Raw genomic sequence first — 23,109 nt, 5'->3', positions numbered from 1 at the left:
GATTGTTCCATGGCTTGCGAGTGGGGGACGATCTTGCCGTCTCACCAGGCATTCCAGCGCCGGCGCGGCAATCTGTGACATGGCGGTGCGGCTAGGCTGTTGCGGCCGTTGCCTGGGCCGGGATCCGTTTTCGAGGGGCCGGACGGCGTCGATCGCGGCGTTTCCAAACGACTTTGAGGGGAACGGCCGGCGCTGGAGAAAGTGCGCCAAGCACAGCGTTGACCATGCCGTGCGCTACGAAATCGGCGCTGATGTCGGCGGCCAAAGCTTGCCTTTCTTGCCCGACATCGCCCCGCTCCGCGTCTGACCAGAACACAATCCCAATTCTCAAACCTGCCTTGGCGCGCTTCAGTCTCCGGACCAGAAAGCGGGCATGCTTGAGCGAATCCCGGTTCAGGAAACCGACCACGACGGTGTCGATCGCCTCTAGTTCGAGACGACGAATACCTGCCGGCTCCATATCGACAAAACTGGCCTTCGCCACCGTAGCACCTTGCACCTCCAGCACCTGAGCGAGCATGGCGGCAGCGGCGTCGTCGAGTTCGCCGCGACCGCCGGCACAAAGCACCGACATGTCCTTGCCGTCGGGCAGTTCGATCTCTTCCTCTTCGATGCCATCTGTTTCCTTGCTCGCGCTCCCTTCCGCGGTGGTTGTCGGCGCATCTTCCTCGCTTGCCTCTTCCTGTGCATCGTCGGCAAGATTTGCCACAAGAATTTGGGCGCTCGCCGCCACCTGCCTTCGCTGTTGATCGCCCATCACGCCACGCATGCGGTCCTGCTCGCCCAACAGGAGAGCAGGAATGGCGACAGTGTCGTAGAAATCGATCAGGTACTTCTCCTCGAGGATCTCCTCGGCATGGTCAGTTGCCTCGTCGGGATCGCCGGCCAGGAGCCGTTGATAGAGCCGGGCGTGAGCTTCAAGGACGGGCTCGTTGCCAAACAGGACGTCGAGAAATTCGAACTGCGGAACATGTCGCCCGAGGACGACGAGGCAAACTGTCAGCGGCGTCGAAAGGACCAGGCCGAGCGGCCCCCACAACCATGTCCAGAAAATTGCCGCAACGATGATTGCCAAAGGAGAAAGTCCCGTGCGCGAGCCGTAGAGCCACGGTTCGATGACGTTGCCGGTTACCAATTCCATGACGACAAACAGTGCGGCGGTCCACAGCACCAGCGACCAGCCGGGCGCAACCGCCAAGGCCAGAAACAAGGGCAGCAGCATGCCGATAACAGGGCCGATATAGGGAACGAAGCGCAGCGCCAGTGCCAGCAACCCCCACAGCAGCGCGTTGGGAATGCCGAGCACCCAAAGGCCAATCGCGATTGGTATGGCGTAGACGATGTTGACCACCAATTGCATGATCAGATAGCGGCCAACCCGTTTGCCGGCATCCTGCAATGCCTGCGTTGTGCGATGGAGGTCGCCATAGCCGACGAGGCGGATAAACCGGTCGCGCAGATCCTCGCGCTCAAGCAACATGAAGATGACGACGATGATGATCAGGCCAGCTGATGCCAGCGGGCTGATCAACGGTCCGATGATGTTCTGCAATACCTCCAGAGGTCTCTCGCGGGCGACGATCTCGACGGGAACAGGCTCGCGCCGGGGCTTGTCGGCCGCAGGCGGCGCCACATCCTGCTTGTCGATCTCCTGACCGACACGCTCGATCACCCCGCTCAGCCTGGCAATTATGCCGCCACCAACGCCCGTCTCCTTGAGGGAACGTACCTTGGTCAGAATGTTTGTCTGGTAGACGGAAATGTTCTGAGCAAGCTCGCTTACCTGGGTCGCAACAATGAAGCTGAACAGGCCCAGGGCCGCGAATGCGCCAATCACGCTCAGAAGCACTGCGGGCAGCCGAGGCAAGCCGACACGCTTCAGTGCGGAGACCATCGGCACCAGAGCAAAGGTCAAAAGCAGCGCGATGGCAATGGGAAGGAACACCTCACGACCGAAATACAGCGCAGCTACTGTCGTGACGATGGTTGCCACGGTAGGCAGAGCTGTGCGCGGATGGGCATTGCCTGCCGCAAGAATCCGTCCTAGCCCCCGCTCGGACGATGAGATGTCGTTTCGACGATTGGCAGCCACGTGATTCCCCCCGTTTCCTAGCGATAGTTAGACCCATTCGCCTGCCGGGCAATGTTTAGCAGGGCCGAATACATACGTTTTGCGGTTTTGCGCCCTGGGCGCTGTGCTCTGACGGTTCAGTCGATATCGTCGGAGCCGCAAATCTGTGGTAAAGCCGCCGCCCAACCAACCAAAGGACGACATCTGTGAGCGAACCGACTGTGGCCGAAGCGACCGAAAGTATCTATGCCTCGCTGCGGGCGGACAATGCCGACATCGACGCCCATATCGCGACGCTCAAGGCTGCGCTGACACGAGAGGGCGCAAAACAGGCGGTGTTCGATCCGGCAAAATTGGCGCAGAACAACCGCTCGGGCCGTAAGTTGATGCAGGCTTATTTTCGCCAGCGCGGCGTGAGCGTGAGGTTTTCGGACCAGTAGCGCGCTGCAGCTTGGGGAACGGCGTCCCAACGGACGGTCCGTATCTCGCCCGCTCCGCCCTGCGGTGGACTTTCGTCAATCCTAGGCGAATGCCCGCATTGCCCTGCCCAGGTCGGTGTCGCCCCCTGCCCCTGCAGCTCTTGACGGAAACCGGTGCCTCCTGTTTGAGGTGGACCAGGACGTTTGCTGCATGGGGAGATGGGCAAGGGTGGGCAAACAGTGAAGCGCGTTCTTCAGATGCTTGCCGCGGCGATCATCGCGTCCGGGGCGACCGGCTGCACGAGCATTTCCTACTACGCGCAGTCGTTGCAGGGTCACGCGCAGATCATGGCCGCGCGCAGGAATGTCGGGAAACTCATCCTTGACCCTTCGACGCCCGAGGCATTGCGCGCGAAATTGACGTCGGCCAGCGCGATAAGACGGTTTGCGACGGATGAACTGGCATTGCCCGAGAACAGCAGCTACCGCAGCTATGTCGACATCCATCGCGACGCCGTGACCTGGGCCGTTTTTGCCGCGCCGCAATTCTCGCTCGCGCCACGAACATGGTGCTTTCCGGTTTTCGGCTGCGTTCCATACCGGGGTTATTTCTCCCGGAAATCCGCAGCTGAAAGCGCTGTCGAGCTCCAAAGACAGGGCCTCGACGTCTATGTCTCGGGCGTCACCGCCTATTCCACGCTTGGCTGGTCGAGTGACCCGCTGCTGAGCACCATGCTGCATCAGGACGACACCTATCTCGCAAGCCTTGTTTTTCATGAGCTGGCGCATCAGCGCCTCTATGTGGATGGCGATTCCGCATTCAATGAGGCGTTCGCCGTAGCCGTCGAAACCAGCGGCGTCAGGAAATGGCTCCGCGCCGCCGGCGATCGGGCCGGATTGCGCCGCTACGAAGCCGATCGCAAGCGCAGCGCCGATTTTCTCGGGCTGGTGGCGAGGACGCGCGACGAGCTAAGGCAGGTCTATGGTAGTCCCCGCACCCCGGAAAAGATGGCGGCCGCCAAGGCAGCAACCATCGACCGGTTGCGGGCGCGCTACCGGCGGATGCGCGACAGGCACTGGGCGGGATACCGTGGATACGACGCCTGGTTCGATGCCCCGATCAACAACGCAAAGCTCGCCGCGACTGCCGTCTACGGTGAACAGGTTCCGGCCTTTCTTCGCTTGTTCGACCTGTGTTCGGGTGACTATCCAAGGTTTTACGCTTCTGTCCGGCGGATCGCGGATTTGCCCAAATCGTCCCGCGCCGAAGCGCTCAAGGCTGCGGACACATGCAATTGACTTGAACAAGCACAGGCTGGTCCTGACGATCACCCCAGCGACAGTTCCTTCGTCTGGTGTCTCAAAACGAGGCCGACCGCGCCCAGCAAGGCATCGTTCTCGGTGTGCTTGCCAACGATGATGCGCGTGCGCAGGGCGGGAGCGACATCCCGGGACTTGATCAGCGTGTGGCGTTCATAGGACGCGATCAGCGGCGTCAACAGAATGTCCCCTGCCAAAGCCATGTGGCCGCCGATGATGATAAGCGGCGGATTGAGCACCGAGCCGATCAGGCCGAGACCCCGGCCGGCGATCTCGGCGGTATCCTCGATCATCCGCAACGCCCTCACGTCGCCCTGCTCGGCCATGGCGATGACATCGTCCATGGTGACTTGCCGCCCAACGACACGCGAAATCTGTTCCAGCGGCCGGGCAAAACTCGCGTAGAGCTCCAGGCATCCGCGATTGCCGCAGCGGCAAAGGTCGCCGCCGGGATCGATGCTGATGTGCCCGAATTCGCCAGCGCCGCCGGCGACGCCCGTCACCAGCCGGCCATGCTGGACTATGGCGCCGCCGACACCCAGATCGATCTTGAACAGGACGAAATCGTCCTGGCCTACGGCCGCGCCCCACATCAGCTCGGCAATGGCCGCGCAGTTGCTCTCGTTGTCGGCGAAGATCGGCTGTTCCAGGACGGGTCCGAACACATCTCGTATGTTGACGCCGGCCCATGTTGGAACCATGCTTGCGCGCAGCACCACTCCATCGCGGCTGACAGGGCCGGAGACGGAGACACCAACCCCCAGGAGCCCCGCCACCGGCAGACCGTTTTCCCTGTAAGATTGGGCAATTGCCGATTTGACCGCCTGGGCCGCCTGTTGCGGCTGGTAGTCCAGCGCCATTGGAATATTTTGTTCGGCAATGACGGAATGCGAGACATCGGCGACGATGAGCCGTATCTGCTGAAGAGCCAGGTGAATGCCGACGCAGGTGCCCGCTGTCGGATTGAGCGTCACCGCCGCGGCTGGCCTGCCGATGCCTCTGATGCCGTCGCGGCTGGTCGGGGCTTCGATCACCATTCCAGACCTTTTCAAGCCGTTAAGCGCGGTTGACACCGTCGAGCGCGCCAGACCGGTGGCGCGTGCGATCTGCAACGCGGAGAGTGCGCCGCGCTCGCTCAGGCAGCGCACGATCATGCTCTCCGGCGACGCGGAGGGTCTGTCGATCAGCCAGGTTCTAAGCGAAGGTTTTGTCATGGCTCAACATAAACATCGTTGACTGATAGCTCCAATATGTCATCTTGGAAAGAACTCGAGATTGACGCATCTCGCCGGCGGCGGCTTCAAACCGCGGCCATAAGCGGTCGAGACGAACCGTGCAACACGATATGGGAGTGAAACGATGAAGTCCGTCATGACCGCGCTTGCGGCCGCTGCTGCGTGCACATTTTTCGCCGGAACAGCCTTCGCCGAACCCAAGACCAACCTTTTGCACCAGTGGGCGACCGGATCGGACGCCCAGGCGATCGCCAAGCTCGGCGAGATGTTCACCGCCAAGGGCGGCAAATGGGAACAGACCTCGATCGCCGGCCACACCGCCAATACGCTGGCCAAGCTGCGCGCCGACGTGATCGCCGGCAATGCCCCGCCTGCCGTGCAGCTCAAGGGCCCCGAGATCGCCGAATGGAACGAGACCGGCATGACCGCCGATCTCGACGAGTTGGCGGCCTCGGAAGGGTGGGAGAAAGTGGTGGCGCCGGAATTGCTTCCGGTGATGAAGCCGACCGGCAAATGGGTCGCCGCGCCCATGAACATCCACCGCATCAACTGGCTCTGGGCCTCGCCCAAGGTCATGCAGGCGGCCGGCGTGGCGGAAATGCCCAAGACCTGGGCCGAGTTCAATGCCGCCTGCGACAAGATCGTCGCCACAGGCAAGATCTGCATCTCGCATTCGACCGCCGACTGGACGGATTCGACGGTGTTCGAGGTCGTGCTCTACGGCCAGGACATCGATCTCTACCGTAAGGCCTTTGTGGAAGGCGATGTCGAGTCCATGCGCAGCCCGGGAATGGTCAAGGCCTTCACGCAGATGCGCCTGATGACGAGCAAATACATGGATCCGGGCATGGTCGGCCGCGACTGGGATTCGATGTCGGCGCTGGTCGGCAAGGGCGACGCGGCGTTCCACATCATGGGCGACTGGACGATCGGCCTTTTGACCGCCGCCGGCTTCAAGGAAGGCACCGACTATGTCTGCGCCCAGGCGCCGACCGATTGGGGCAAACCCGGCTTCATCCTCAACTCGGACTCGGTCGTGTTCTTCAAGCAGAAGGACCAGGATTACATCGACGGCCAGAAGCTGCTGGCCAGCCTGATCCTGTCGCCCGACTTCCAGACGGTCTTCAACCAGGCCAAGGGCTCGATCCCCGCACGCCTGGATATCGATCTGTCGAAGGGCTTCAATCCGTGCCAGCAGCTCTCGCAGAAGGATCTCCAGGCTTCGATCAAGGACGGCACACTGGTCCGCTCGATGGCCCACAACATGACCATCCCGCAGAAGATGCGCGGCGCGATCATGGACTCCATTACCGAGTTCGTGGCGACGCCGGACATGTCGCCGGAGGATGGCGCCAACGCGATGGCCGACGCGGCGGAAGCACAGAAATAGATGGCAATGGCCGGGCGCCATCCGCACCCGGCCATCCGCCATCCCGGTCCCGCGCTCCGCCAGTCCTGTGCTCTGCCAATCTCCGTGCTCTGAATGTCAAATCACGACCTGATCCTGTCGGTACCGGCGCCCGCCCGCCCCTGGCGCGAGCGGCTGGGCTCCGCGATGCCCTTGCTGGTGCTCGGCCCCTCTCTCGTGGCGAGCTTCGTCTACATCTTCGTGTTCACCGGCTGGACGCTCTATATCTCGCTGTCCAACTCCTCGCTGCTGCCGACCTACGGCTTCGTCGGCCTGGACAACTACGCGTCGCTGTGGGCGAACCGGCGCTGGAACATCGCCTACAACAACCTGTTTTTCTTCAGCGCTTTCTACATCGTCGGCTCGATGGCGGTGGGACTGCTGCTGGCGATCCTGATCGACCAGCGCGTGCGCGGCGAAGCGGCCTGGCGCACGATCTTCCTCTATCCGCTGGCCGTCTCCTTCATCGTCACCGGCACGGTCTGGAGCTGGCTCTACAATCCGACCGACGGCATCCAGGCCATGGTGCGCGGTTTCGGCTGGGCGAGCTTCAGTTTCGCACTCGCCAGCGACCGGCACTATGCGATCTACGCGGTGATCATCACCGGTGTCTGGCAGGCCTCGGGCTTTGCCATGGCGCTGTTCCTGGCCGGCCTGCGCTCGGTGGATCAGGACCTCGTCAAGGCCGCGCAGATCGACGGCGCATCGACGTTCCGCCTCTATCGCAAGGTGCTTCTGCCAACCATTGCGCCGATCTTCCTGGCGGTCGCCGTCATCCAGATCCAGTTCGCCATCAAGACCTTCGACCTCGTGGCGGCCCTGACCAAAGGCGGCCCGGGGATCTCGACCACCTTCCCCGCCATCTACGTCTATGACCTGATGTTCCAACGCGGCCAGATCGGCGAAGGTGCGGCCGCCGCCATCATGATGCTTGCCGCTGTTGCCGTGGTGCTGGTGCCCTATTCATTCTGGGTGGTCTGGCGCCGGCGCAAGGAAGCCGGCCATGGCTGACGTCTCCCTGGACCAGTCGCTCGACCGTCGCGCTGCCGCAGTCGCGTCGCGCCGGCATTTTCTCACCCGCTTCGCCATCTATGGGCTGCTGGTCGTCTTCGCGGCGATCTACCTGGTCCCGTTGCTGGTGGTGGTGCTGAATTCATTCCGCGACCAGCAGGAGATCGCGCGCAACGGGTTGATCTCGCTGCCGCGCAGCTTCCGCCTCGATGCCTGGGGCCAGGCCTGGAGCACCTATTGCATCGGCGGCACCTGCGAGGGCATGCAGCGCAACTTCTACAACTCCCTGAAGATGACGATCCCGGCCACGATCATCTCGACGGCGGCCGGCGCGATGAACGGTTACATCCTGTCGAAATGGCGCTTCAGAGGTTCGGAAGCTTTGTTCACCTGCATGCTGCTCGGCGTCTTCATTCCGGGCCAGATTTCGTTGATGCCGTGGGCGTTCATCCTCGGCAATCTCGGCCTCAGCAATTCGGTCTACGGGCTCGTCCTCATCCACGTCATCCAGGGCATTTCGTTCACCACTTTGTTTTGCCGCAACTACTACGTCAGCATCCCCGACGACCTGATCAAGGCGGCGCGCATCGACGGCGCCGGCTTCTGGCGCATCTTCCGCAAGATCATTCTGCCGCTCTCCTCACCGATCCTGATCGTCACGGTGATCTGGCAGTTCACCGGCATCTGGAACGAATATCTGTTCGGCGTCGTCTTCACCTCCGGGCAGCAACAGCCGATCACGGCAGCGCTCGTCGCGCTGACGGCAAGCGGCACCAATGTGCGCGCCTACGATGTCATGAGCGCCGCCGTGCTGATCGGCGCGCTGCCGCCGCTGCTGATCTATCTCTTCGGCGGCAAGTATTTTGTGCGCGGCCTGACGCAAGGTGCCATCAAATGAGGCGCGATCAAGTGAAGGGCATCGCATGTCGACATTGACCATCCGATCGCTGCGCAAGAACTACGGTGCGGTCGAGGTGCTGAAGGGCGTCGATCTCGAGGCGCGGAACGGCGAGTTCATCGCGCTGGTCGGACCCTCCGGCTGCGGCAAGTCCACTCTGCTGGCGATGATCGCCGGGCTTGAAACCGTTACCTCCGGCGAGATCCGCATCGACGGGCGGCTGGTCAATTCGGTGCCGCCGAAGGACCGCGACATCGCCATGGTGTTCCAGTCCTACGCGCTCTACCCGACGATGACGGTGCGCGAGAACATCACCTTCGGCATGGAAAGCCGCCGCGTCCCGAAGCCGCAGCAGGACGAGGCCGTCAGTCGAGTTGCTGCCTTCCTGCAGATCGAGCCGTTGCTTGGCCGCAAGCCCGGACAGCTCTCGGGCGGCCAGCGCCAGCGCGTCGCCATGGGCCGGGCGCTGGTTCGCGATCCCAAACTGTTCCTGTTCGACGAGCCGCTCTCCAATCTCGATGCCAAGCTGCGCGTCGACATGCGCACCGAAATCAAGAAGCTGCATCACCGCGTCGGCAAGACCACCGTCTACGTCACCCACGACCAGGTCGAGGCGATGACGCTGGCGTCGCGCATCGCCGTGATGCATCAGGGCGAGGTCCAGCAATTCGACGATCCCGCCACGATCTACAACCGTCCGGCCAACATGTTCGTCGCCGGCTTCATGGGGTCGCCGGCGATGAATTTTTTGGCCGCGGAACTGAGCCAGGAAGACGGCCGCCCGACTGTCGTCCTGCAGACCGCCGACGGCAAGACGGCCAGCCTGCCGATCGTCCAGGCGCTCCCATCCGACACGCCGCGACAGCTTGTGCTCGGCATCCGTCCCGAGCACATCTACCGCTTCGATCCCGACCTTGCGCGCCGCAAGCCGGGCATCGCGCAGATCGATGCAGTGGTCGAACTGGTCGAGCCGACAGGCGCGGAGACCATGGCCGTCCTGCGCCTGGGCGGCAAGGAGATCACCGGCCGTTTCGACCCCGACGGCACGCCGCTTATGGGCGAGACGGTGACGCTCGGCATCGACATGGCGCGTGCCTGCCTGTTCGACCCGACGACCCAACGCCTGATCTGATCTGACCCGATCTGACCGAAGCCTGATCTGAAAAGAGTTCCGCCTTGTCCTTCGCCACCTATCCGAGCCTGTCCGAGCGTGTCGTGCTGATCACCGGCGGTGCGTCGGGCATCGGCGCCGACACGGTCCGCGCCTTCGCCGCCAATGGCGCACGAGTGGCGTTTCTCGATCTGCAGCAGGAGGCCGGCGAGGCGCTCGCGCGGGAACTCGCCGCCGCGGCAGCGCACGCGCCCCTGTTCCTGCGCTGCGATGTGACCGATATCCCCGCCCTCCAGGCCGCGATCGGCACGGTGCGCGACCGCCTAGGGCCTGTCGCGGTGCTGGTCAACAACGCCGCCGATGACAATCGCCAGCCGGTCGCCGACGTGACCCAGGCGACATGGGACCATGCCCAGGATGTGAACCTCAGGCACCACTTCTTTGCCGCTCAGGCCGTGCATCCGCACATGAAGGAAGTGGGCTTTGGTTCGATCGTCAATTTTTCCTCGATCGCCTGGCGTTTCGGCGCGTCAGAGATGGCCCCCTATGCGGCGGCCAAGGCTGCGGTGGTCGGGCTGACCTTCGCGCTGGCGCGGGCGTTTGGCCCCGACAACATCCGCGTCAACGCCATCGAGCCGGGCGCCGTCATCACCGACCGGCAGCGGGAGCTTTGGTACAAGACCGAAGGTTCGGTCGACCAGGTCGTGCAGCGCCAGGTGATCCGCAAGGTTCTGCTCGGCGAGGAGATCGCGCGCACGGTGCTGTTCCTCGCCGCCGACGACAGCCGCATGATCACCAAGCAGTCGATCACCGTGGATGCCGGCCTGAGATGACCACACCTGACTCAAAGGATCGCTTCATGCTCGAGGTCGGCCTGAACCCCTACGGCCTGACCTATCATCTCGGCCTCCAGGGCCGCGGCACGCCACGCGCCAATCCGCAGCCAGCGGGGCTCGAAGGTTTCATCGCGCTCGCGACCGAACTCGGCGCGCGCGTGCTGGAGATCTGGGTGCCATGGCTGAGCGAGCTTTCCGACGACGCGGTGATCGCGCTGCGCGAACGGCTCGCCGGCCTTGGCATCACGCCGGTCGTCAGCGGCGGCCTGCTGGTGGGCGAACCGCTCGACGATGCGTTTCGGGCCGCGCGCCTGCTCAAGGCCAAAATCATCCGGACGGCGCTGACGCCGGTTCTCTGCGGCGACCGCAACGCCGCCGGCGCAAAATGGAGCGAGTACGCCGGCATCATTCGGGGGCGATTGGTGGAATGGGGTCCCCGCGCGAATACCGAAGGGTATGTCCTTGCGATCGAAAACCACCAGGACTTTACCAGCCGGGAACTCGTCGATTTCTGCGCCCTCGGTGGTGACAGTGTGGGCGTCACCTTCGACACCGGCAACACGTTCCCGGTCGGCGAAGCGCCGCTCGATTTTACGAAGGTGATCGCCCCCTATGTCCGCCATGTCCACCTCAAGGATTACCGCGTGCAGTTCACGACCGAAGGTTACCGGCTGATCCGCTGCGCCATCGGCGACGGTGCGGTGCCGTTTGCCAAGCTGTTCGCCATTCTTGGCCAGCACCACGATCGCATGACCGCCGTTCTCGAACCGGGCGCCTTAGAGGCCCGGCATGTCCGCTATCTCAGCGACGACTGGTGGCGCGGCTATCCGCAGAAGACGGCACGCGAATTTGCCGCCTGCCTGGCGGCCGCGCAGCGCAACCGGCTGCCCGACGATGCCGACTACCGCACGCCTTGGGAGCGCGAAGCCGACGTCTCACTGGTTTCCTATGAGCTCGACATGATCCGGCGCAGCGCCGCCAACATGCGCAAACTGATGGAGAATATCCGATGACGGCACGTGAACTCGATGGATTGACCGCCTTCGTAACCGGCTCCGGCCGTGGCCTCGGCCGCGTGATGGCCGAGCGCCTGGCCGAACTCGGCGCCAATGTCGCGATCCACGACATGGACGAGGAAGCGCCGGCGAAGTACGGCGAGTTCGCCAATCTCGGCGAAGTGGTCGAGCGCCTGAAGCGGCACGGCACGAAGGTCACGTCGGTGACCGGCAACATTGGCGACCAGAAGGCGGTGGCCGAGATGAAGCGCAGGATCGAGGCCGATCTCGGCGACGTCCATGTGCTGGTCAATTGCGCTGGCGGCGACATCGGCGCCAAGGGCGGCAAGCCGAACCCGAACAACGCCCTCGACATCGAACTGGACGACATCCGCGTGCTCACCGAGAACAATCTGATCGGCACGATGCTGGTCTGCCAGGCCTTCGTGCCGCCGATGAAGCAGCGCGGCGGCGGCTCCGTCATCAACATCGCCTCCGCGGCGGCACATCTCGGCTGCTCGCCCGAGGTCGTTTACTCCACCTTGAAGGCCGCGGTCGTGCATTACACGCGCTGTCTCGCCAAGGAACTGATCGACGACGGCGTGCGCATCAACGCGGTCAGCCCAGGCGCCACGAAGACGGCACGCTTCCAGGCGACCCGCACGGTCGATCCGGAGCGCATGGATTCGAGCAAGAAGTCGCTGAACCGCTATGCCGAGCCGGAGGAGATCGCCGAGGCGGTGGCCTTTCTAGCCGGCCCCCGCGCACGATTTATCAATGGGCAGGTGCTCCGCGTCGATGGCGGGTTTACGATCTTTCCGGGGTGATGGCGGGGTGCCTCGGATTTCAATTTCGGGGCCGAAAGCGGAAGGTCCGTTTTCGGGATTCCTGGGTTAAATTGCCCCCTCACGCCTCGAGCTTTTCGCAGCGTCAAAACGGCTGTGGAGGGATTGGCAGGCTATACCGCTGACGAAGCGCACATGTGACGCACCGAGGATAAGTAACCCCGCTTGGTCACGAGGGCGCTGCCGACCGGTTGGTCGAAACTGGCGCTGGTACTCGCTATTCACGAACTTGCCGATCACCCTGACGAGGTCCACTAAGCAATGGTGAACGTCATTTCTGAAGTCGCAAGCAACTCGGCCGCCCTACTCCATTGAGGTCAGCCATGCCTTCGCGGAGCCGACGCAATCTCTGCTGGAGCCTGCATGCTTCTTCAGGCGCAAGCGCTGTGTCTCAGTGCGGCATGAATCCTTTTCTCAGCCAAGCCAATATCTTGCTCCCATTGAGGACCCTGCGGACACGCCCGGCGGCCCAGCCAGCCTGCATGGTGGCGCCGGTGTGGCAACTGCAGACGATCTCATGCAACTGCCAATCGGAGAGTTCGAAGAAGCGTCTGGCTTCCCCGTAGGTATCCGATTGCATGCCCGACGCACGCAGCAGTGGATCGTCAAAGGCGACACTGATCGCCGATCCGACCGCGCGCGCTTCTCCGCGGACAGAGGGATGCAGATGCTCAGTCCCGGTGAGAGCCACAAGGGAGCGCGTCGGATTTCGATAGAGCAGTTCCGCCCACCGCTCTATCCGTTGCGTCCTTGTAGCCAGCAGAGCCGGCGATAGTGGACTGATGTCCGCGACTGACTGGAGTTGATCGAGTGTCTGGTGCTTCATGACTGCCTCCTGTTGGTCGTTCCAATCCCAAGGCCTTTGCTGCAGGATTGGCTCACACGCTAAGCCGCCTCGTAAAGGAGCGGCGGCCGATCAGGTGTTGCCACCAATCGCCCACAGGCACCACGCGGCGGCATCTGCAGCGACCCCAACTGCATTCCTTCGCCAATGTTCCAGCGGGATGAAAAAAACTGTGCGGCCGGCCGACCCGACGGACCCGGCTGGCGCACGCAGGATCCTGAACTGCTGGACGATGATGACGCAGGCCTGGAAAGGCGGCTAGGTTGGACCTTGCTTTTCAGGCTTGACCATGATGTTTCACTACCCGCTCGGTCATCGCGGGAAGGCCAGGAGCAGAGCCGCTGGCAACGGTGAGTTGCGGACGAGGGCGGGCGGTGGAGGACGACGCCCTTGGGCCGCCAGGTCACTGAAGGACCAACCGAAGCGGCGCTTCGGGCGTAAAAGCGATGTCCTTGTAGGTCTGCAATGTCTGCTTATGGAGGAACGGCGGCAAGGCCTCTTTGACCGGCATGGGGCGCATTGCTGACCGGCAGATTTTCGGCCGACAGCAGACCCTCTGCTGCTTGGATACCCAGCACGCAAGCTGACATGTGAGACCTCGGTGCGAAGGCCGGGACCAGGCCCACTGCGAACGTACGTGTTGGTTTGCATGTTGGCGCTGAAGCGCCTTATCGTTCAGCCTCGCGGCACATAGATCATATGAACGGTATCGTCATCGATCAATGTGCTCGACACCAGTTGCAGCGGAGGCCTTGCCTCGTGGAAGAAAGGCTTGCCCTTGCCGAGCACGAACGGCCTCACGTGCAGATGATATTCCTCAATCAGGCCCAGCCCGGTCATAAGACCGCCCAGTTCCGGACCGGAAACGCTCAGGATACCCTCCGTGCGGGCCGCGATCTCGCGAATCTGCGTTTCAATATCGCCGGAGATGAGGGTGGCGTTCGGGCCGACCCGTGAAAGTGTGCGCGAAACGACCCATTTGGGCAGCTTGCGCCAGAGTGTCGCGAACTGGCGAAGCGAAGCATCCCATTCCGCGTGATCATCGTCCCAATAGCGCATGACCTCGTACATCCGGCGGCCATACACAGCGCCGGCATGGTTGCGAATCGTCTCGATCCAGTACTCGAAGTGCTTCTGGCTTGGTGCGCCCATGACCAGATTTCCGGCAAGGTCATCGACATAGCCATCGATGGAAACGTTCATTCCCAAGATAAGTTTGCCCAAAAGCAGCGCCTTCACCTAGTGGGTCCACGGACCAACCGCTTGCAATGCAAGCGGTCAGAGGCTATCGCAACTGATTGCAAATCGCAAGCAGCATGGAAGGAAGCGTTCGTGCCGCAAACGAGCCCTGCCTTGTCCCATCAACCCTGCACTTGAACAGCTGGGTGATCCGTCCCGGCTACCGCCATCTACGCCTGCCGTCCCGAATCAAGCTGCACCCCAAGTCGCTCGTTCCGTCTCCACCGCACCACGGCGCGATAGCTGGTATGATCGACAGGCACGTGAAGGACGAAACGGTCGGGGATTGCGATATCGGCCTTCACCCGCAGCTCCGCACCGTGAGCGTGCTGGTTGCAAACCAGACAATTGATACTGGCGTCGCCAACGCGGATTGTCGCTTCCTTCAGAACAAGATCACGGATATGCGACCGTCGCTCTATCGGTGGGTCAGCCGGCATTGCCTTATCCCTCTGATTTGACGACCTGAAACTCTTCTGAACCCGGAATGAAAAGCGCACTACCGGCCCAGCGGTTGCCTCGAAAGACTGACGAGCTCGGCTTCGTCGACCACGCCGGCCATATAGTTCGCGATAATCCGGGATGCGATGGCGTCGCGTGCTTCGGGCGACTGACCGTCGCGCTTAAGCTGCTCGAATACACGGCCCAACAGCTCGAGTTCGGATGGCTGCAAAACGCCGGCCTCCGTGGCTTTGCGTCGAATGGGCATTTGTGATCCTCCACTGCGGTCAACAACATACGACCGCGGCAGGGAAACTCAACTCACCTGTCGAGGGCGCCGCGCAGGCGGCGCCGACCACAAATCCCGTTTACCCGAGCGGGGAGTTTTTCACTCAAAGCCACAGTGATCTGGCGTCCATACAAAGCCCGCCGGCAAAACCGGCGGGCGCCATAGGTCATAAGATACCCCACTAGAACCAGCTTCGGTCGCGTTCCTGGCTTTGCCCGAGCAGCATGCCGATCAACAACCCGGCAATGCCGCCAAGCACGAAAGCGCTGCTGATGGTGCCGGGATTTTGCTGGACGGCTTCGGACACCGTCTGCGCCTGCGATCTCAGCTGCTGCGTTGCCCGTGCCGCGCGCTCGGTCGCGCTGCCGTACCAGCCGCCGGCTTCGCCGACGGCATCTTCTGCGCGCTCGGCAAGCGTCCGGTTGATCTTGCTGATCTCGCGCCTCAGCGATGCGACCTGCTTCTCCAGGGCCTCCTGGGCCTCTCGGGCGGAAATCTTCGGGGTGTCCTTGGGGGTGTCCTTCGCGGTGTCCTTCGGGGTGTCGTTCTCGGCCATGGCTGTTCCTTTCGTTGAGGCAGGGGGAACGGCCAACGGACAAGGATGGTTCCGCTGCCTGCGCTCACAGTCATTCACCCGGCCGGCCGCCAACTTTGGGAACACTCTCCCGATCCAACGGTTGTGGCTGATGGAGGGCACGCATTTGTCGAATCGATCGAGCCATGCTGAAACGCTGCGGACGGTCTCCGATCTGCTACACCGCGCCCGCCGTGTCATTCGCGACGGCGGCCATGCGGCGGCGATGTTCGAAATAGACACGCTGCTGCAGGTCGCCCAGACAGAGGTTGCGCGCCGCCTCGAACGCAACGATCGCTGAACCTCGATAGGCCACCGCGGGCGCTATTCATTGCGGGCGGCGAGGCCTCGTTTCCCTTTGCGATGGACTTGCAAGGCGCCCATCGAGCGGGTCGCCGTCCGAGCCACGCGTCGACATCGCAAAGGCGCAAAATCCGAGGATGAGGGGCCATCATCGCGGCATCGACCCTCCCGGTTATAACGCTTGGGCGGCGGAACAAAGCTTGGCCGCACTGGTTAGGCTCACAGCACGATGTGTGCCCCAACGAGGATCTCTGTCCATGAAAACACGTGTTCTTCTAGCTTCGCTGGCCACCGCCACAGCCATGGTCTTCGCCCTGCCCGCCTTCGCCGCCGACAGTGCTCAGGACTTTGTCGACAAGGCTGCCATCGGCGGCCTGTTCGAAGTGGACTCCAGCAAGATCGCAGAAGGCAAGGCCCAGGATCAAGGCGTCAAGGATTTCGCCAAGAAGATGATCGACGATCACGGCGCCGCCAACGCCAAGCTTGCGACCATCGCCGGCGAACAGAAGCTGAAAGTGCCGACGGAGCTGGACGCCAAGCACAAGGCCGATCTGGAGGCTCTGCAGAATGCCAACGATGCCGTCGACAAGCCCTATGTCCAGATGCAGCGCGATGCGCATTCGGAGGCGGTCACGCTGTTCGAGAGCTATGCCAAGGACGGCGACAACGCGCAGCTGAAGACCTTTGCCTCCGAGACCTTGCCGACGCTCAAAATGCATCAGGAAATGGTCGAGAAGATCGCTTCCGCCGACAATGCATCGTCGACCACCAGCTCCACCACCCCGGCCGTGAGCACGACCGACACCACCAATCCGGCCGCCCCGGTCCCGGGTGCCAACAGCTTCACCGAGGATCAGGCGAAGAGCCGCATTCAGGATGCCGGCTTCTCCGGCGTGTCCAAGCTGACCAAAGACGACCAGGGCATCTGGCGCGGTCAGGCCACCAAGGATGGCAAGACCACGACCGTGGCGCTCGATTATCAGGGCAACGTCGTTGCCGGCGCGAACTGAACCCTCTGAACCAGAACGAGGAGATCAAGACCATGAAAACCGTAACCGGACTTTTCGACAACTACGATGATGCCTCCGATGCCGTCGGCGAACTGGAGGCAATCGGCGTGCCGCAGGCCGACATCAGCATCGTCGCCAACAATTCGGATGACTGGTACGACGACGGCGACACTTCCAACGCCGCCGAGGATGCGGCCGGCGGCGCCGGTCTCGGAGCCGTCATTGGCGGCGCCGGCGGGCTTCTGACAGGGCTCGGCATCATGGCCATTCCGGGCGTCGGTCCTGTCGTGGCCGCAGGATGGCTGGCCGCCACCGCGGTCGGCGCCGTTGGCGGCGCGGTCGTCGGTGGCGCTGCCGGTGGCATCGTCGGGGCGCTGACCGAGTCAGGCGTCCCCGAAAGGGATGCGCATGTCTATGCGGAGGGCGTTCGCCGCGGTGGCACGATGGTGACCGCCAGGGTCAGTGACGAACTCGCCGATGAGGCCGAGCGTATTCTTGGCGAGTCCAACTCGGTCGATCTGCAAGACCGCCGACGCGCCTATGAAGCCGGTGGCTGGACCGGCTTCGATGCCAATGCCGACCCCTACACCGACATCGAGGCCGAGCGCGACAGAACGCGCAACGCCAGCCCACTCTGATCATCGAGCCCCGTCGCCGTACGGCGGCGGGGCCGAAGGTGCTGTCGGCGCACTGCAAGCGACGTTCAGATTCGGCCATAAGGGGCGGGTTCTCATCGGATCTGCCCCTTTTCGCTGTTGCCTTGGCTTGACCGGCTCTCGCCGTGTTAACGTCGAACCAACGAACCCAGCCCCAGGAAAGCATGAGCCCGTCCCCGCAACTGATTGCCGAATGGCCGTTGTCGCCGTCAGCGACACTCGGGTCCGCCGTGCGCTCCAAGGGGATCGAACGTGAAGTCAGAGCCCGGCTGCCATGGGCAGTCAGGAAGCACGTCAAGGCCGAGACGGGCCGCATCGCATTGCGAATGTCGAGATCCGAAGCGGAAGCGTTCAAGGCCGCCTCTGCCAGTATCTCCAAAACACTGGAGGGAGTGGAAGCGCTGCCTGTGCTTCCACGCGAGGTCGAGGATATCCTTACGATCTCTTCGCGCGAGCGCCACAAATGGCTCAAGGACGGTCGGCTGCAAAGCACCGGCACACGCACCGTCAAGATGCGTGGGCGATCAAAGTCTGTCACCTTCCACGTTTTCGACCCGCGCCACATCGAGGACGTCCTGGACCGCGATCTGGCAACCGTGTGGAGAGAGCAGGATGTCCAGGAAGTCGCCGAGAACAGGCGGCGCGGCGCGGGCAAGGCCGCGTTGACGCGCGCGGGAAAGGGCACCGGCCAAGCGCGCACTGCGAGGAACGCCCGGGACACGGATGGCCCGCCGCCCGGACTGAAGGGCTGGGATGCGTTCGAGGACGAAGGCCTGCTGCGATAATGATGCTGGTGCTTGCCCTTGTCCTTCGTGCGGGGCGAACCTCCGCCTCAGCGCATCAATCCCGCTGCCCGCATCGCGTCCTCGATGACCTTGGTAATCCCGCCCGCCGGACCGCCTGACGGATTGACAGGCTCCGGGGCCGGATCGACACGGACAGCTCGCGGTTTTTCCTTCGGCGAGAAAGGCTGCAATGCAGTGCCTGAAGCGGCCTTGGCTTTCGCCGTGCGTCGTACCTCTGGCTTCGTCAGCCCCCAGAAACGGGCGATGTGGCGCGTCGAGGAAATCCCGACATCCAACATGAACGGCCCTGCTTTGCCGAGAGCATTGTCGCCGCTCGCCTGCAATGGTGTGCCATGGCCCATGCCGGCAATGCTGTATGCCTCGACCACGTCGCGGCCCTTGCCATCGGACCAGACTTTTCGGCTCTGACCGTCGACCTTTTCCGTGCGTGTCGGCGCTTGAGCGAGGCCGTGCACGCCCTGCCATTGCGCCAGCACCGCGTCGGCATTGGAAGGCACCACGGTCGTATCGGCCGAGCCCTGCCAGATCGAAATCCGCGGCCACGGCCCCTTGTGCGGCGAGGCCGCCCGCAACAGACGCTGCAACTCGGATCTGGACGGTCCGCCATGGCCACGCATGCGGTCGAAGGCTTCGGGGATGGTCGAGGCGCTGCCATAGGCAAGCCCGGCAATGATCGCGCCACCGGCAAACACGTCCGGGTAGGTCGCCAGCATCACCGCCGCCATGGCGCCGCCGGCGGAAAGACCGGTGACGAATATCCGCTTGCGGTCGAGACCGTGGGTGACCACCGCCGCCTCGATCATCTGGCGGATGGACAGCGCCTCGCCGCTGTCGCGGCTTATATCGCCTGGCACGAACCAGTTGAAGCAAAGATTGGCGTTGTTGGCGCGCTGCTGCTCGGGGAAAAGCACAGCAAAACCCTGATCGGCAGCAAGTTCGGTCCAGCCGGAGCCATGATCGTACGCGGCGGCAGTCTGGGTACAGCCATGCAGCACCACGACCAGCGCTGCCTCCTTCGGCAGGTTTTCAGGGAGATAAAACCGCGCGCGGAAGGCGCCGGGATTGGACCCGAACCCTGTCATCTCGGACAGGTGATCGTCCTTGCTCTGTCCTGCGCCGGCAGGCCGGCCGCGCATCGCGCTCAGCCGGGCGATCGTATCGGATATGTCTCGCAAATCGGTATCCTTGCGCGCCGGAATGGGCAGACTCGTGCACACAACGCACACGCAGCAATATCGTTGCTGCACTGCACAATAACAAGCGGCGCGGTCGATTAAATGACCGATGGATCATAGAATCCGCTGCACGGCTTGTGACGGACGAACGCAATTTGGCCCGGCTGGCCTCTGGTCAGTCAGCCGGTCGAGGGCGGCAGGCGCTGGCTCACCAGCGCTGATGCACGTAGGGCTTGATGTTCTCGTCGTAGACCGCCTCCACCTTGGCCATCAACTCGGAGGACAACGGCGCAAGCTCCGCCGCTTCCGCATTGGAAACCGCCTGCGCCGGATTGCGGGCGCCGGGAATGACAACCGTCACCGCGTCGAACATCAGGATCCAGCGCAGCGCGAATTTCGCCATCGTGGTGTCGCCTGACACCAGCGGCCGCACCTTCTCGACCGCCGCCAGCCCGACCTCATAGGGCACGCCCGAAAACGTCTCGCCGACATCGAAGGCTTCGCCATTCCTGTTGAACAGGCGATGATCGGTGGTCTCGAACTTGGTGTCCGCCCTGAACTTGCCGGACAACAGGCCGCTGGCCAGCGGCACGCGGGCGATGACGGCGACATCGTTCTTTTTCGCCTGGTCGAAGAACAGCTCGGCCGGGCGCTGGCGGAAGGCGTTGAAGATGATCTGCACGCTGACGACGCCGGGATATTGCATCGCCTTCAGCGCCTCTTCGACACGCTCGACGCTGACGCCGTAATTGCGGATCTTGCCCTGCTCCACCAAACGGTCGAGACGCTCGAACACCTCCGGGTGGTAGTAAAGATCGGTCGGCGGGCAATGCAGCTGCACCAGGTCGAGCGTGTCGGTCTCGAGGTATTTCAGGCTGCGGTCGATCCAGCCGTTGAGGTTCTCGACGCTGTAGCCTTTGACGGTCTGCTTCGGCAGCCGCCGTCCGGCCTTTGTGGCGATGAACGGGCGCGCGCCACCGCGTTCCTTCATCACCCGTGCGATCAGCTTTTCCGAACGGCCGTCGCCATAGACGTCGGCGGTGTCGAGGAAGCTGACGCCGGCATCAAGCGCGGCATGCAGGGCTGCGACCGCATCGTCATCATTGACCTCGCCCCAGGCGGCGCCGATCGCCCACGCGCCGAAGCCGATCTCGCTGACTGATCTGCCGGTACGGCCAAATTTCCGTGAATGCATCTCGCTGTTCCTGACTTGCGGCTTCGCCGGCAATGCCGGCTCCATGATTGCGATTTTTCCGGGAGCCTCATACCGCATGGCAACGCGATTGACATCCCTCTTCCTGGGATTTACCAGATTACAGGGTTGTATGACAACGGGGTAAGACTGCAACGATTTGAGGCCGGGAGGAACATGTCGTCGATGCGCGAACTTTATCTCGGCGGGGTCGCCGGATGAGCAGTCCGTCAACCGTGGTCGGCTCCTAATCGTGAACAGCCTTGTCGCGCAGATCCTCGAAGCGGGCATAGCTTTTGGTCAGATGGCTGCGCATGGCGCGGCGCGCGGCGTTGACGTCCCTGGCTTCGATGGCCCCGAGAATGGCGCGGTGCTCGCGCTGCATGCGGTCGAGATATTTTTCCCGCTCGGCCTCCGTCATCCGGTCGAGCCGCGTCCAATGGCGCGGGACCATGGCGCTGCCGAACGTGTCGAACAGCCGGGTGAAATTCGGGTTCTGCGTCGCGGCGAGAATGGCGCGGTGGAAGCCGAAATCCTCTTCCGAGCCGGAGCCGCCCGCACGCACCGCCGCCTCCAGCGCGTCGAGCCGAGCGCTCATCTGTTGAAGCGCCGCCTCGCTGCGGCGTTCGGCGGCGAGACCGGTCGCCTCCACCTCGATGCCCATGCGCAGTTCGAGCACGCGCAGCACCTCGTCGATCGATTCGAGATCGTCGGGCAGCACGGAAAACGTCTTCGGCGGCGGATCCTTGGCGACGAAGGCGCCGAGCCCCTGGCGCGTGGTAATCAGCCCGCGCGCACGCAGCGCCGCCAGCGCCTCGCGCACCACGGTGCGGCTGACGCCTGTGGCAGCAACAATCTCCTGCTCGGTCGGCAGCCGCTGCCCCGGCGCAAGGTCGCCGGATTCGATCTGCGCAATCAGCGTGTTGACCAGACCCGTCCGCAGGTTGGGCGCCTGCGGTATGGCATCGAAAGTCATGGGCTCCGCCATCGAAGGCCTCCGGTTCGATTCTTGTTCAAAGGATTGCATCGACAGGTGCTCGCCGCAAGGTGACCAAGGGTGAGCCCGCCGGTGTGGGTCCAAGGAGAATTACATGAAAGAACCCGAGGATTGCATGAAAGAACGCATCGGTTTCATCGGCCTGGGCAGCATGGGTGCTGGCATGGCCGACAATCTGCTGCGCAAGGGCTGGCCGCTGACGGTGCATGTCCACCGCAGCCGCACGGCCGCCGACCGGCTGATCGCGGCCGGCGCCACCGAGGCGGCAAGCCCGCGCGAACTGGCCGCTACCTGCGACATCGTCATCCTGTGCGTCACCGGCTCGCGCGAGGTCGAAGCGCTGGTCAAGGGCCCGGACGGCCTTGCCGCGGCAGCCAAGCCGTTGCTGATCATCGACTGCTCGACCTCCAACCCGTCATCGACGACGGCGCTTGCCGCCGATCTCGCCCAGCAAGACATAACGCTGATCGACGCGCCGCTGGCGCGCACGCCCAAGGAAGCCACGGAAGGCAAGCTCGACGTCATGGTCGGCGGTGCGGCCGAGATCGTCGCCCGCGCACGGCCGGTGCTGGAAGCCTTCGCTGCTCGAATCGTCCACACCGGCCCAACCGGCAGCGGCCACACCATGAAGCTGCTCAACAATTTCATCTCGATGGGCTATTCCGCGATCTATTCGGAAGCGCTGAGCCTCGGCGCCAAGGCCGGCCTGACGCCGCAGGTCTTCAACAGCGTCATCTCCGGCAGCCGCATGGATTGCGGCTTCTACCAGGCCTTCTTCGATTTCGTCTTGAACCGCAACGAAAACGCCCAGCGCTTCGCCATCGCCAATGCGCTGAAGGACATGACCTACCTCGCCTCCTTCGCCCAGGCCGCCGGCATCGCCAACCCGATCGGCGCCGCGGTGCGCAACGGCTTTGCCACTGCCGTCACGACAGGTCATGGCGAGAAGTTCGTGCCGGCGCTGTCGGATATTGTGGCGGGGTTGAACGGGGTGTCGCTGGTGGAGCCGGCGGGGTAAAACCTCGTACGGCGCTCCCCAAATGGGCGCTTTCTGGCGGCAGCGGAGGTGATGCACAAGAGCATCGTCGGTCCGTTCCTAGCGTACCCGAGTGAGCACTACCGCGCTTCGTGAGGTCCACGAACCGCTGTTGAAAGCGATTGTGACAAGAAGGCTGAGTTCATCCAACGGAACGGGACAGGACCGGTGCAACTGCGTGAGAAGCCGTCGAGCTAACAAGCGCATTGCGCTAGCCCACAAACCACGTCAGCCCCAGAAGCAACATGCCGAACGCGACCACACAGTCGAGAATCCTCACCTGCCGAACACCGATTAGAGCCAGCCCGGTGCCAAGAAGCCCGCCGATCGTTCCCGTAAGTATCAACTGGGTCATGCTGCCTCCGACATTCGAACCGTAGCACAATGCCCGTAACATG

General features: G+C 63.1%; 25 protein-coding genes. 14 read left to right on the top strand and 11 right to left on the bottom strand.

All coding sequences use genetic code 11. The features are described 5' to 3' along the window. Window positions 1–91 precede the first annotated feature (91 nt). Window positions 92–2,092, bottom strand: coding sequence for an AI-2E family transporter (locus tag ACYG9R_RS16405; RefSeq protein ID WP_023824584.1), 2,001 nt, complete (start codon window positions 2,090–2,092; stop codon window positions 92–94). 185 nt (window positions 2,093–2,277) lie between these two features. On the opposite strand from ACYG9R_RS16405, the gene ACYG9R_RS16400 reads away from it, so the two are divergent. Together ACYG9R_RS16400 and ACYG9R_RS16395 are read left to right on the top strand one after the other, a co-directional pair. Next, complete coding sequence (locus tag ACYG9R_RS16400; protein WP_023671105.1) at window positions 2,278–2,511, top strand: hypothetical protein; 234 nt, start codon at window positions 2,278–2,280, stop codon at window positions 2,509–2,511. Window positions 2,512–2,748: 237 nt separating this feature from the next. Then, window positions 2,749–3,789: an aminopeptidase gene (locus tag ACYG9R_RS16395; protein ID WP_031199636.1), complete on the top strand. Its 1,041-nt coding sequence runs from the start codon at window positions 2,749–2,751 to the stop codon at window positions 3,787–3,789. 29 nt (window positions 3,790–3,818) lie between these two features. Here the strand turns inward: ACYG9R_RS16395 and ACYG9R_RS16390 are convergent, their stop codons facing one another. Then, complete coding sequence (locus tag ACYG9R_RS16390) at window positions 3,819–5,024, bottom strand: ROK family transcriptional regulator (protein ID WP_023747087.1); 1,206 nt, start codon at window positions 5,022–5,024, stop codon at window positions 3,819–3,821. Between the two features lie 145 nt (window positions 5,025–5,169). Here ACYG9R_RS16390 and ACYG9R_RS16385 point away from each other — a divergent pair, with 145 nt between their 5' ends. The 7 genes from ACYG9R_RS16385 (at window position 5,170) to ACYG9R_RS16355 (ending at window position 12,131) form a co-directional block, all read left to right on the top strand. Continuing rightward, window positions 5,170–6,435 carry an ABC transporter substrate-binding protein gene (locus ACYG9R_RS16385; RefSeq protein ID WP_023710878.1) on the top strand — a complete coding sequence of 422 codons (1,266 nt, stop codon included), beginning with the start codon at window positions 5,170–5,172 and terminating at the stop codon, window positions 6,433–6,435. A 93-nt stretch (window positions 6,436–6,528) separates the two neighbouring features. Next, the gene (locus tag ACYG9R_RS16380; protein WP_023817220.1) at window positions 6,529–7,464 is read left to right on the top strand and encodes a carbohydrate ABC transporter permease; all 936 of its coding nucleotides are present in this window, start codon (window positions 6,529–6,531) and stop codon (window positions 7,462–7,464) included. After that, window positions 7,457–8,362 (top strand): carbohydrate ABC transporter permease, encoded by a 906-nt coding sequence (locus ACYG9R_RS16375; RefSeq protein WP_023824586.1) that lies wholly within the window; start codon window positions 7,457–7,459, stop codon window positions 8,360–8,362. The genes ACYG9R_RS16380 and ACYG9R_RS16375 overlap by 8 nt, the downstream gene beginning before the upstream one ends. A gap of 25 nt (window positions 8,363–8,387) precedes the next feature. Beyond that, on the top strand, window positions 8,388–9,494 hold the full coding sequence (locus ACYG9R_RS16370) for an ABC transporter ATP-binding protein (protein WP_023824587.1): 1,107 nt from the start codon (window positions 8,388–8,390) through the stop codon (window positions 9,492–9,494). Between the two features lie 44 nt (window positions 9,495–9,538). Beyond that, window positions 9,539–10,306, top strand: coding sequence for an SDR family NAD(P)-dependent oxidoreductase (locus ACYG9R_RS16365; protein WP_023710876.1), 768 nt, complete (start codon window positions 9,539–9,541; stop codon window positions 10,304–10,306). 26 nt (window positions 10,307–10,332) lie between these two features. Beyond that, window positions 10,333–11,322, top strand: coding sequence for a sugar phosphate isomerase/epimerase family protein (locus ACYG9R_RS16360; RefSeq protein WP_023710875.1), 990 nt, complete (start codon window positions 10,333–10,335; stop codon window positions 11,320–11,322). Beyond that, window positions 11,319–12,131, top strand: coding sequence for an SDR family NAD(P)-dependent oxidoreductase (locus tag ACYG9R_RS16355; protein WP_023710874.1), 813 nt, complete (start codon window positions 11,319–11,321; stop codon window positions 12,129–12,131). The genes ACYG9R_RS16360 and ACYG9R_RS16355 overlap by 4 nt, the downstream gene beginning before the upstream one ends. A gap of 409 nt (window positions 12,132–12,540) precedes the next feature. On the opposite strand, the gene ACYG9R_RS16350 is transcribed toward ACYG9R_RS16355, so the two are convergent. The 5 genes from ACYG9R_RS16350 to ACYG9R_RS16330 form a co-directional block, all read right to left on the bottom strand. Then, window positions 12,541–12,975: a hypothetical protein gene (locus tag ACYG9R_RS16350; protein ID WP_023671095.1), complete on the bottom strand. Its 435-nt coding sequence runs from the start codon at window positions 12,973–12,975 to the stop codon at window positions 12,541–12,543. Window positions 12,976–13,668: 693 nt separating this feature from the next. Beyond that, entirely contained in the window at window positions 13,669–14,217 is a 549-nt protein-coding gene (locus ACYG9R_RS16345; RefSeq protein ID WP_023824588.1) for a dihydrofolate reductase family protein, read from the bottom strand. A gap of 185 nt (window positions 14,218–14,402) precedes the next feature. After that, window positions 14,403–14,672 (bottom strand): PilZ domain-containing protein, encoded by a 270-nt coding sequence (locus ACYG9R_RS16340; RefSeq protein ID WP_023726509.1) that lies wholly within the window; start codon window positions 14,670–14,672, stop codon window positions 14,403–14,405. A 59-nt stretch (window positions 14,673–14,731) separates the two neighbouring features. Further along, a complete protein-coding gene (locus ACYG9R_RS16335) occupies window positions 14,732–14,941 on the bottom strand; it encodes a hypothetical protein (RefSeq protein WP_023671091.1) in 210 nt (69 codons plus the stop codon). Between the two features lie 202 nt (window positions 14,942–15,143). Then, window positions 15,144–15,518: a hypothetical protein gene (locus tag ACYG9R_RS16330; RefSeq protein WP_023824589.1), complete on the bottom strand. Its 375-nt coding sequence runs from the start codon at window positions 15,516–15,518 to the stop codon at window positions 15,144–15,146. Window positions 15,519–15,663: 145 nt separating this feature from the next. Here ACYG9R_RS16330 and ACYG9R_RS16325 point away from each other — a divergent pair, with 145 nt between their 5' ends. From ACYG9R_RS16325 to ACYG9R_RS16310, 4 genes are all read left to right on the top strand, one after another. Then, on the top strand, window positions 15,664–15,837 hold the full coding sequence (locus ACYG9R_RS16325) for a hypothetical protein (protein WP_155923304.1): 174 nt from the start codon (window positions 15,664–15,666) through the stop codon (window positions 15,835–15,837). Between the two features lie 259 nt (window positions 15,838–16,096). After that, window positions 16,097–16,849 carry a DUF4142 domain-containing protein gene (locus ACYG9R_RS16320; RefSeq protein ID WP_023671088.1) on the top strand — a complete coding sequence of 251 codons (753 nt, stop codon included), beginning with the start codon at window positions 16,097–16,099 and terminating at the stop codon, window positions 16,847–16,849. Window positions 16,850–16,881: 32 nt separating this feature from the next. Further along, window positions 16,882–17,487, top strand: a complete 606-nt coding sequence (locus ACYG9R_RS16315) for a general stress protein (RefSeq protein WP_023704148.1) — start codon at window positions 16,882–16,884, stop codon at window positions 17,485–17,487. Window positions 17,488–17,669: 182 nt separating this feature from the next. After that, window positions 17,670–18,290, top strand: coding sequence for a hypothetical protein (locus tag ACYG9R_RS16310; RefSeq protein WP_031195548.1), 621 nt, complete (start codon window positions 17,670–17,672; stop codon window positions 18,288–18,290). A gap of 47 nt (window positions 18,291–18,337) precedes the next feature. Here ACYG9R_RS16310 and ACYG9R_RS16305 read toward each other — a convergent pair whose 3' ends face one another. The 3 genes from ACYG9R_RS16305 to ACYG9R_RS16295 form a co-directional block, all read right to left on the bottom strand. Continuing rightward, window positions 18,338–19,486 carry an extracellular catalytic domain type 1 short-chain-length polyhydroxyalkanoate depolymerase gene (locus tag ACYG9R_RS16305; RefSeq protein ID WP_023824590.1) on the bottom strand — a complete coding sequence of 383 codons (1,149 nt, stop codon included), beginning with the start codon at window positions 19,484–19,486 and terminating at the stop codon, window positions 18,338–18,340. A gap of 208 nt (window positions 19,487–19,694) precedes the next feature. Further along, window positions 19,695–20,681, bottom strand: coding sequence for an aldo/keto reductase (locus ACYG9R_RS16300; protein ID WP_023824591.1), 987 nt, complete (start codon window positions 20,679–20,681; stop codon window positions 19,695–19,697). 244 nt (window positions 20,682–20,925) lie between these two features. Continuing rightward, window positions 20,926–21,666, bottom strand: coding sequence for a FadR/GntR family transcriptional regulator (locus tag ACYG9R_RS16295; protein ID WP_023704152.1), 741 nt, complete (start codon window positions 21,664–21,666; stop codon window positions 20,926–20,928). A gap of 124 nt (window positions 21,667–21,790) precedes the next feature. Here ACYG9R_RS16295 and ACYG9R_RS16290 point away from each other — a divergent pair, with 124 nt between their 5' ends. Further along, entirely contained in the window at window positions 21,791–22,693 is a 903-nt protein-coding gene (locus ACYG9R_RS16290) for an NAD(P)-dependent oxidoreductase (RefSeq protein ID WP_023824592.1), read from the top strand. Window positions 22,694–22,922: 229 nt separating this feature from the next. Here ACYG9R_RS16290 and ACYG9R_RS16285 read toward each other — a convergent pair whose 3' ends face one another. Then, window positions 22,923–23,066, bottom strand: coding sequence for a hypothetical protein (locus tag ACYG9R_RS16285; protein ID WP_023756462.1), 144 nt, complete (start codon window positions 23,064–23,066; stop codon window positions 22,923–22,925). Between the last annotated feature and the right edge of the window lie 43 nt (window positions 23,067–23,109).

This window comes from Mesorhizobium sp. RSR565B (genome assembly GCF_054719465.1).
This window is presented reverse-complemented; position numbering and strand designations above follow the sequence as displayed.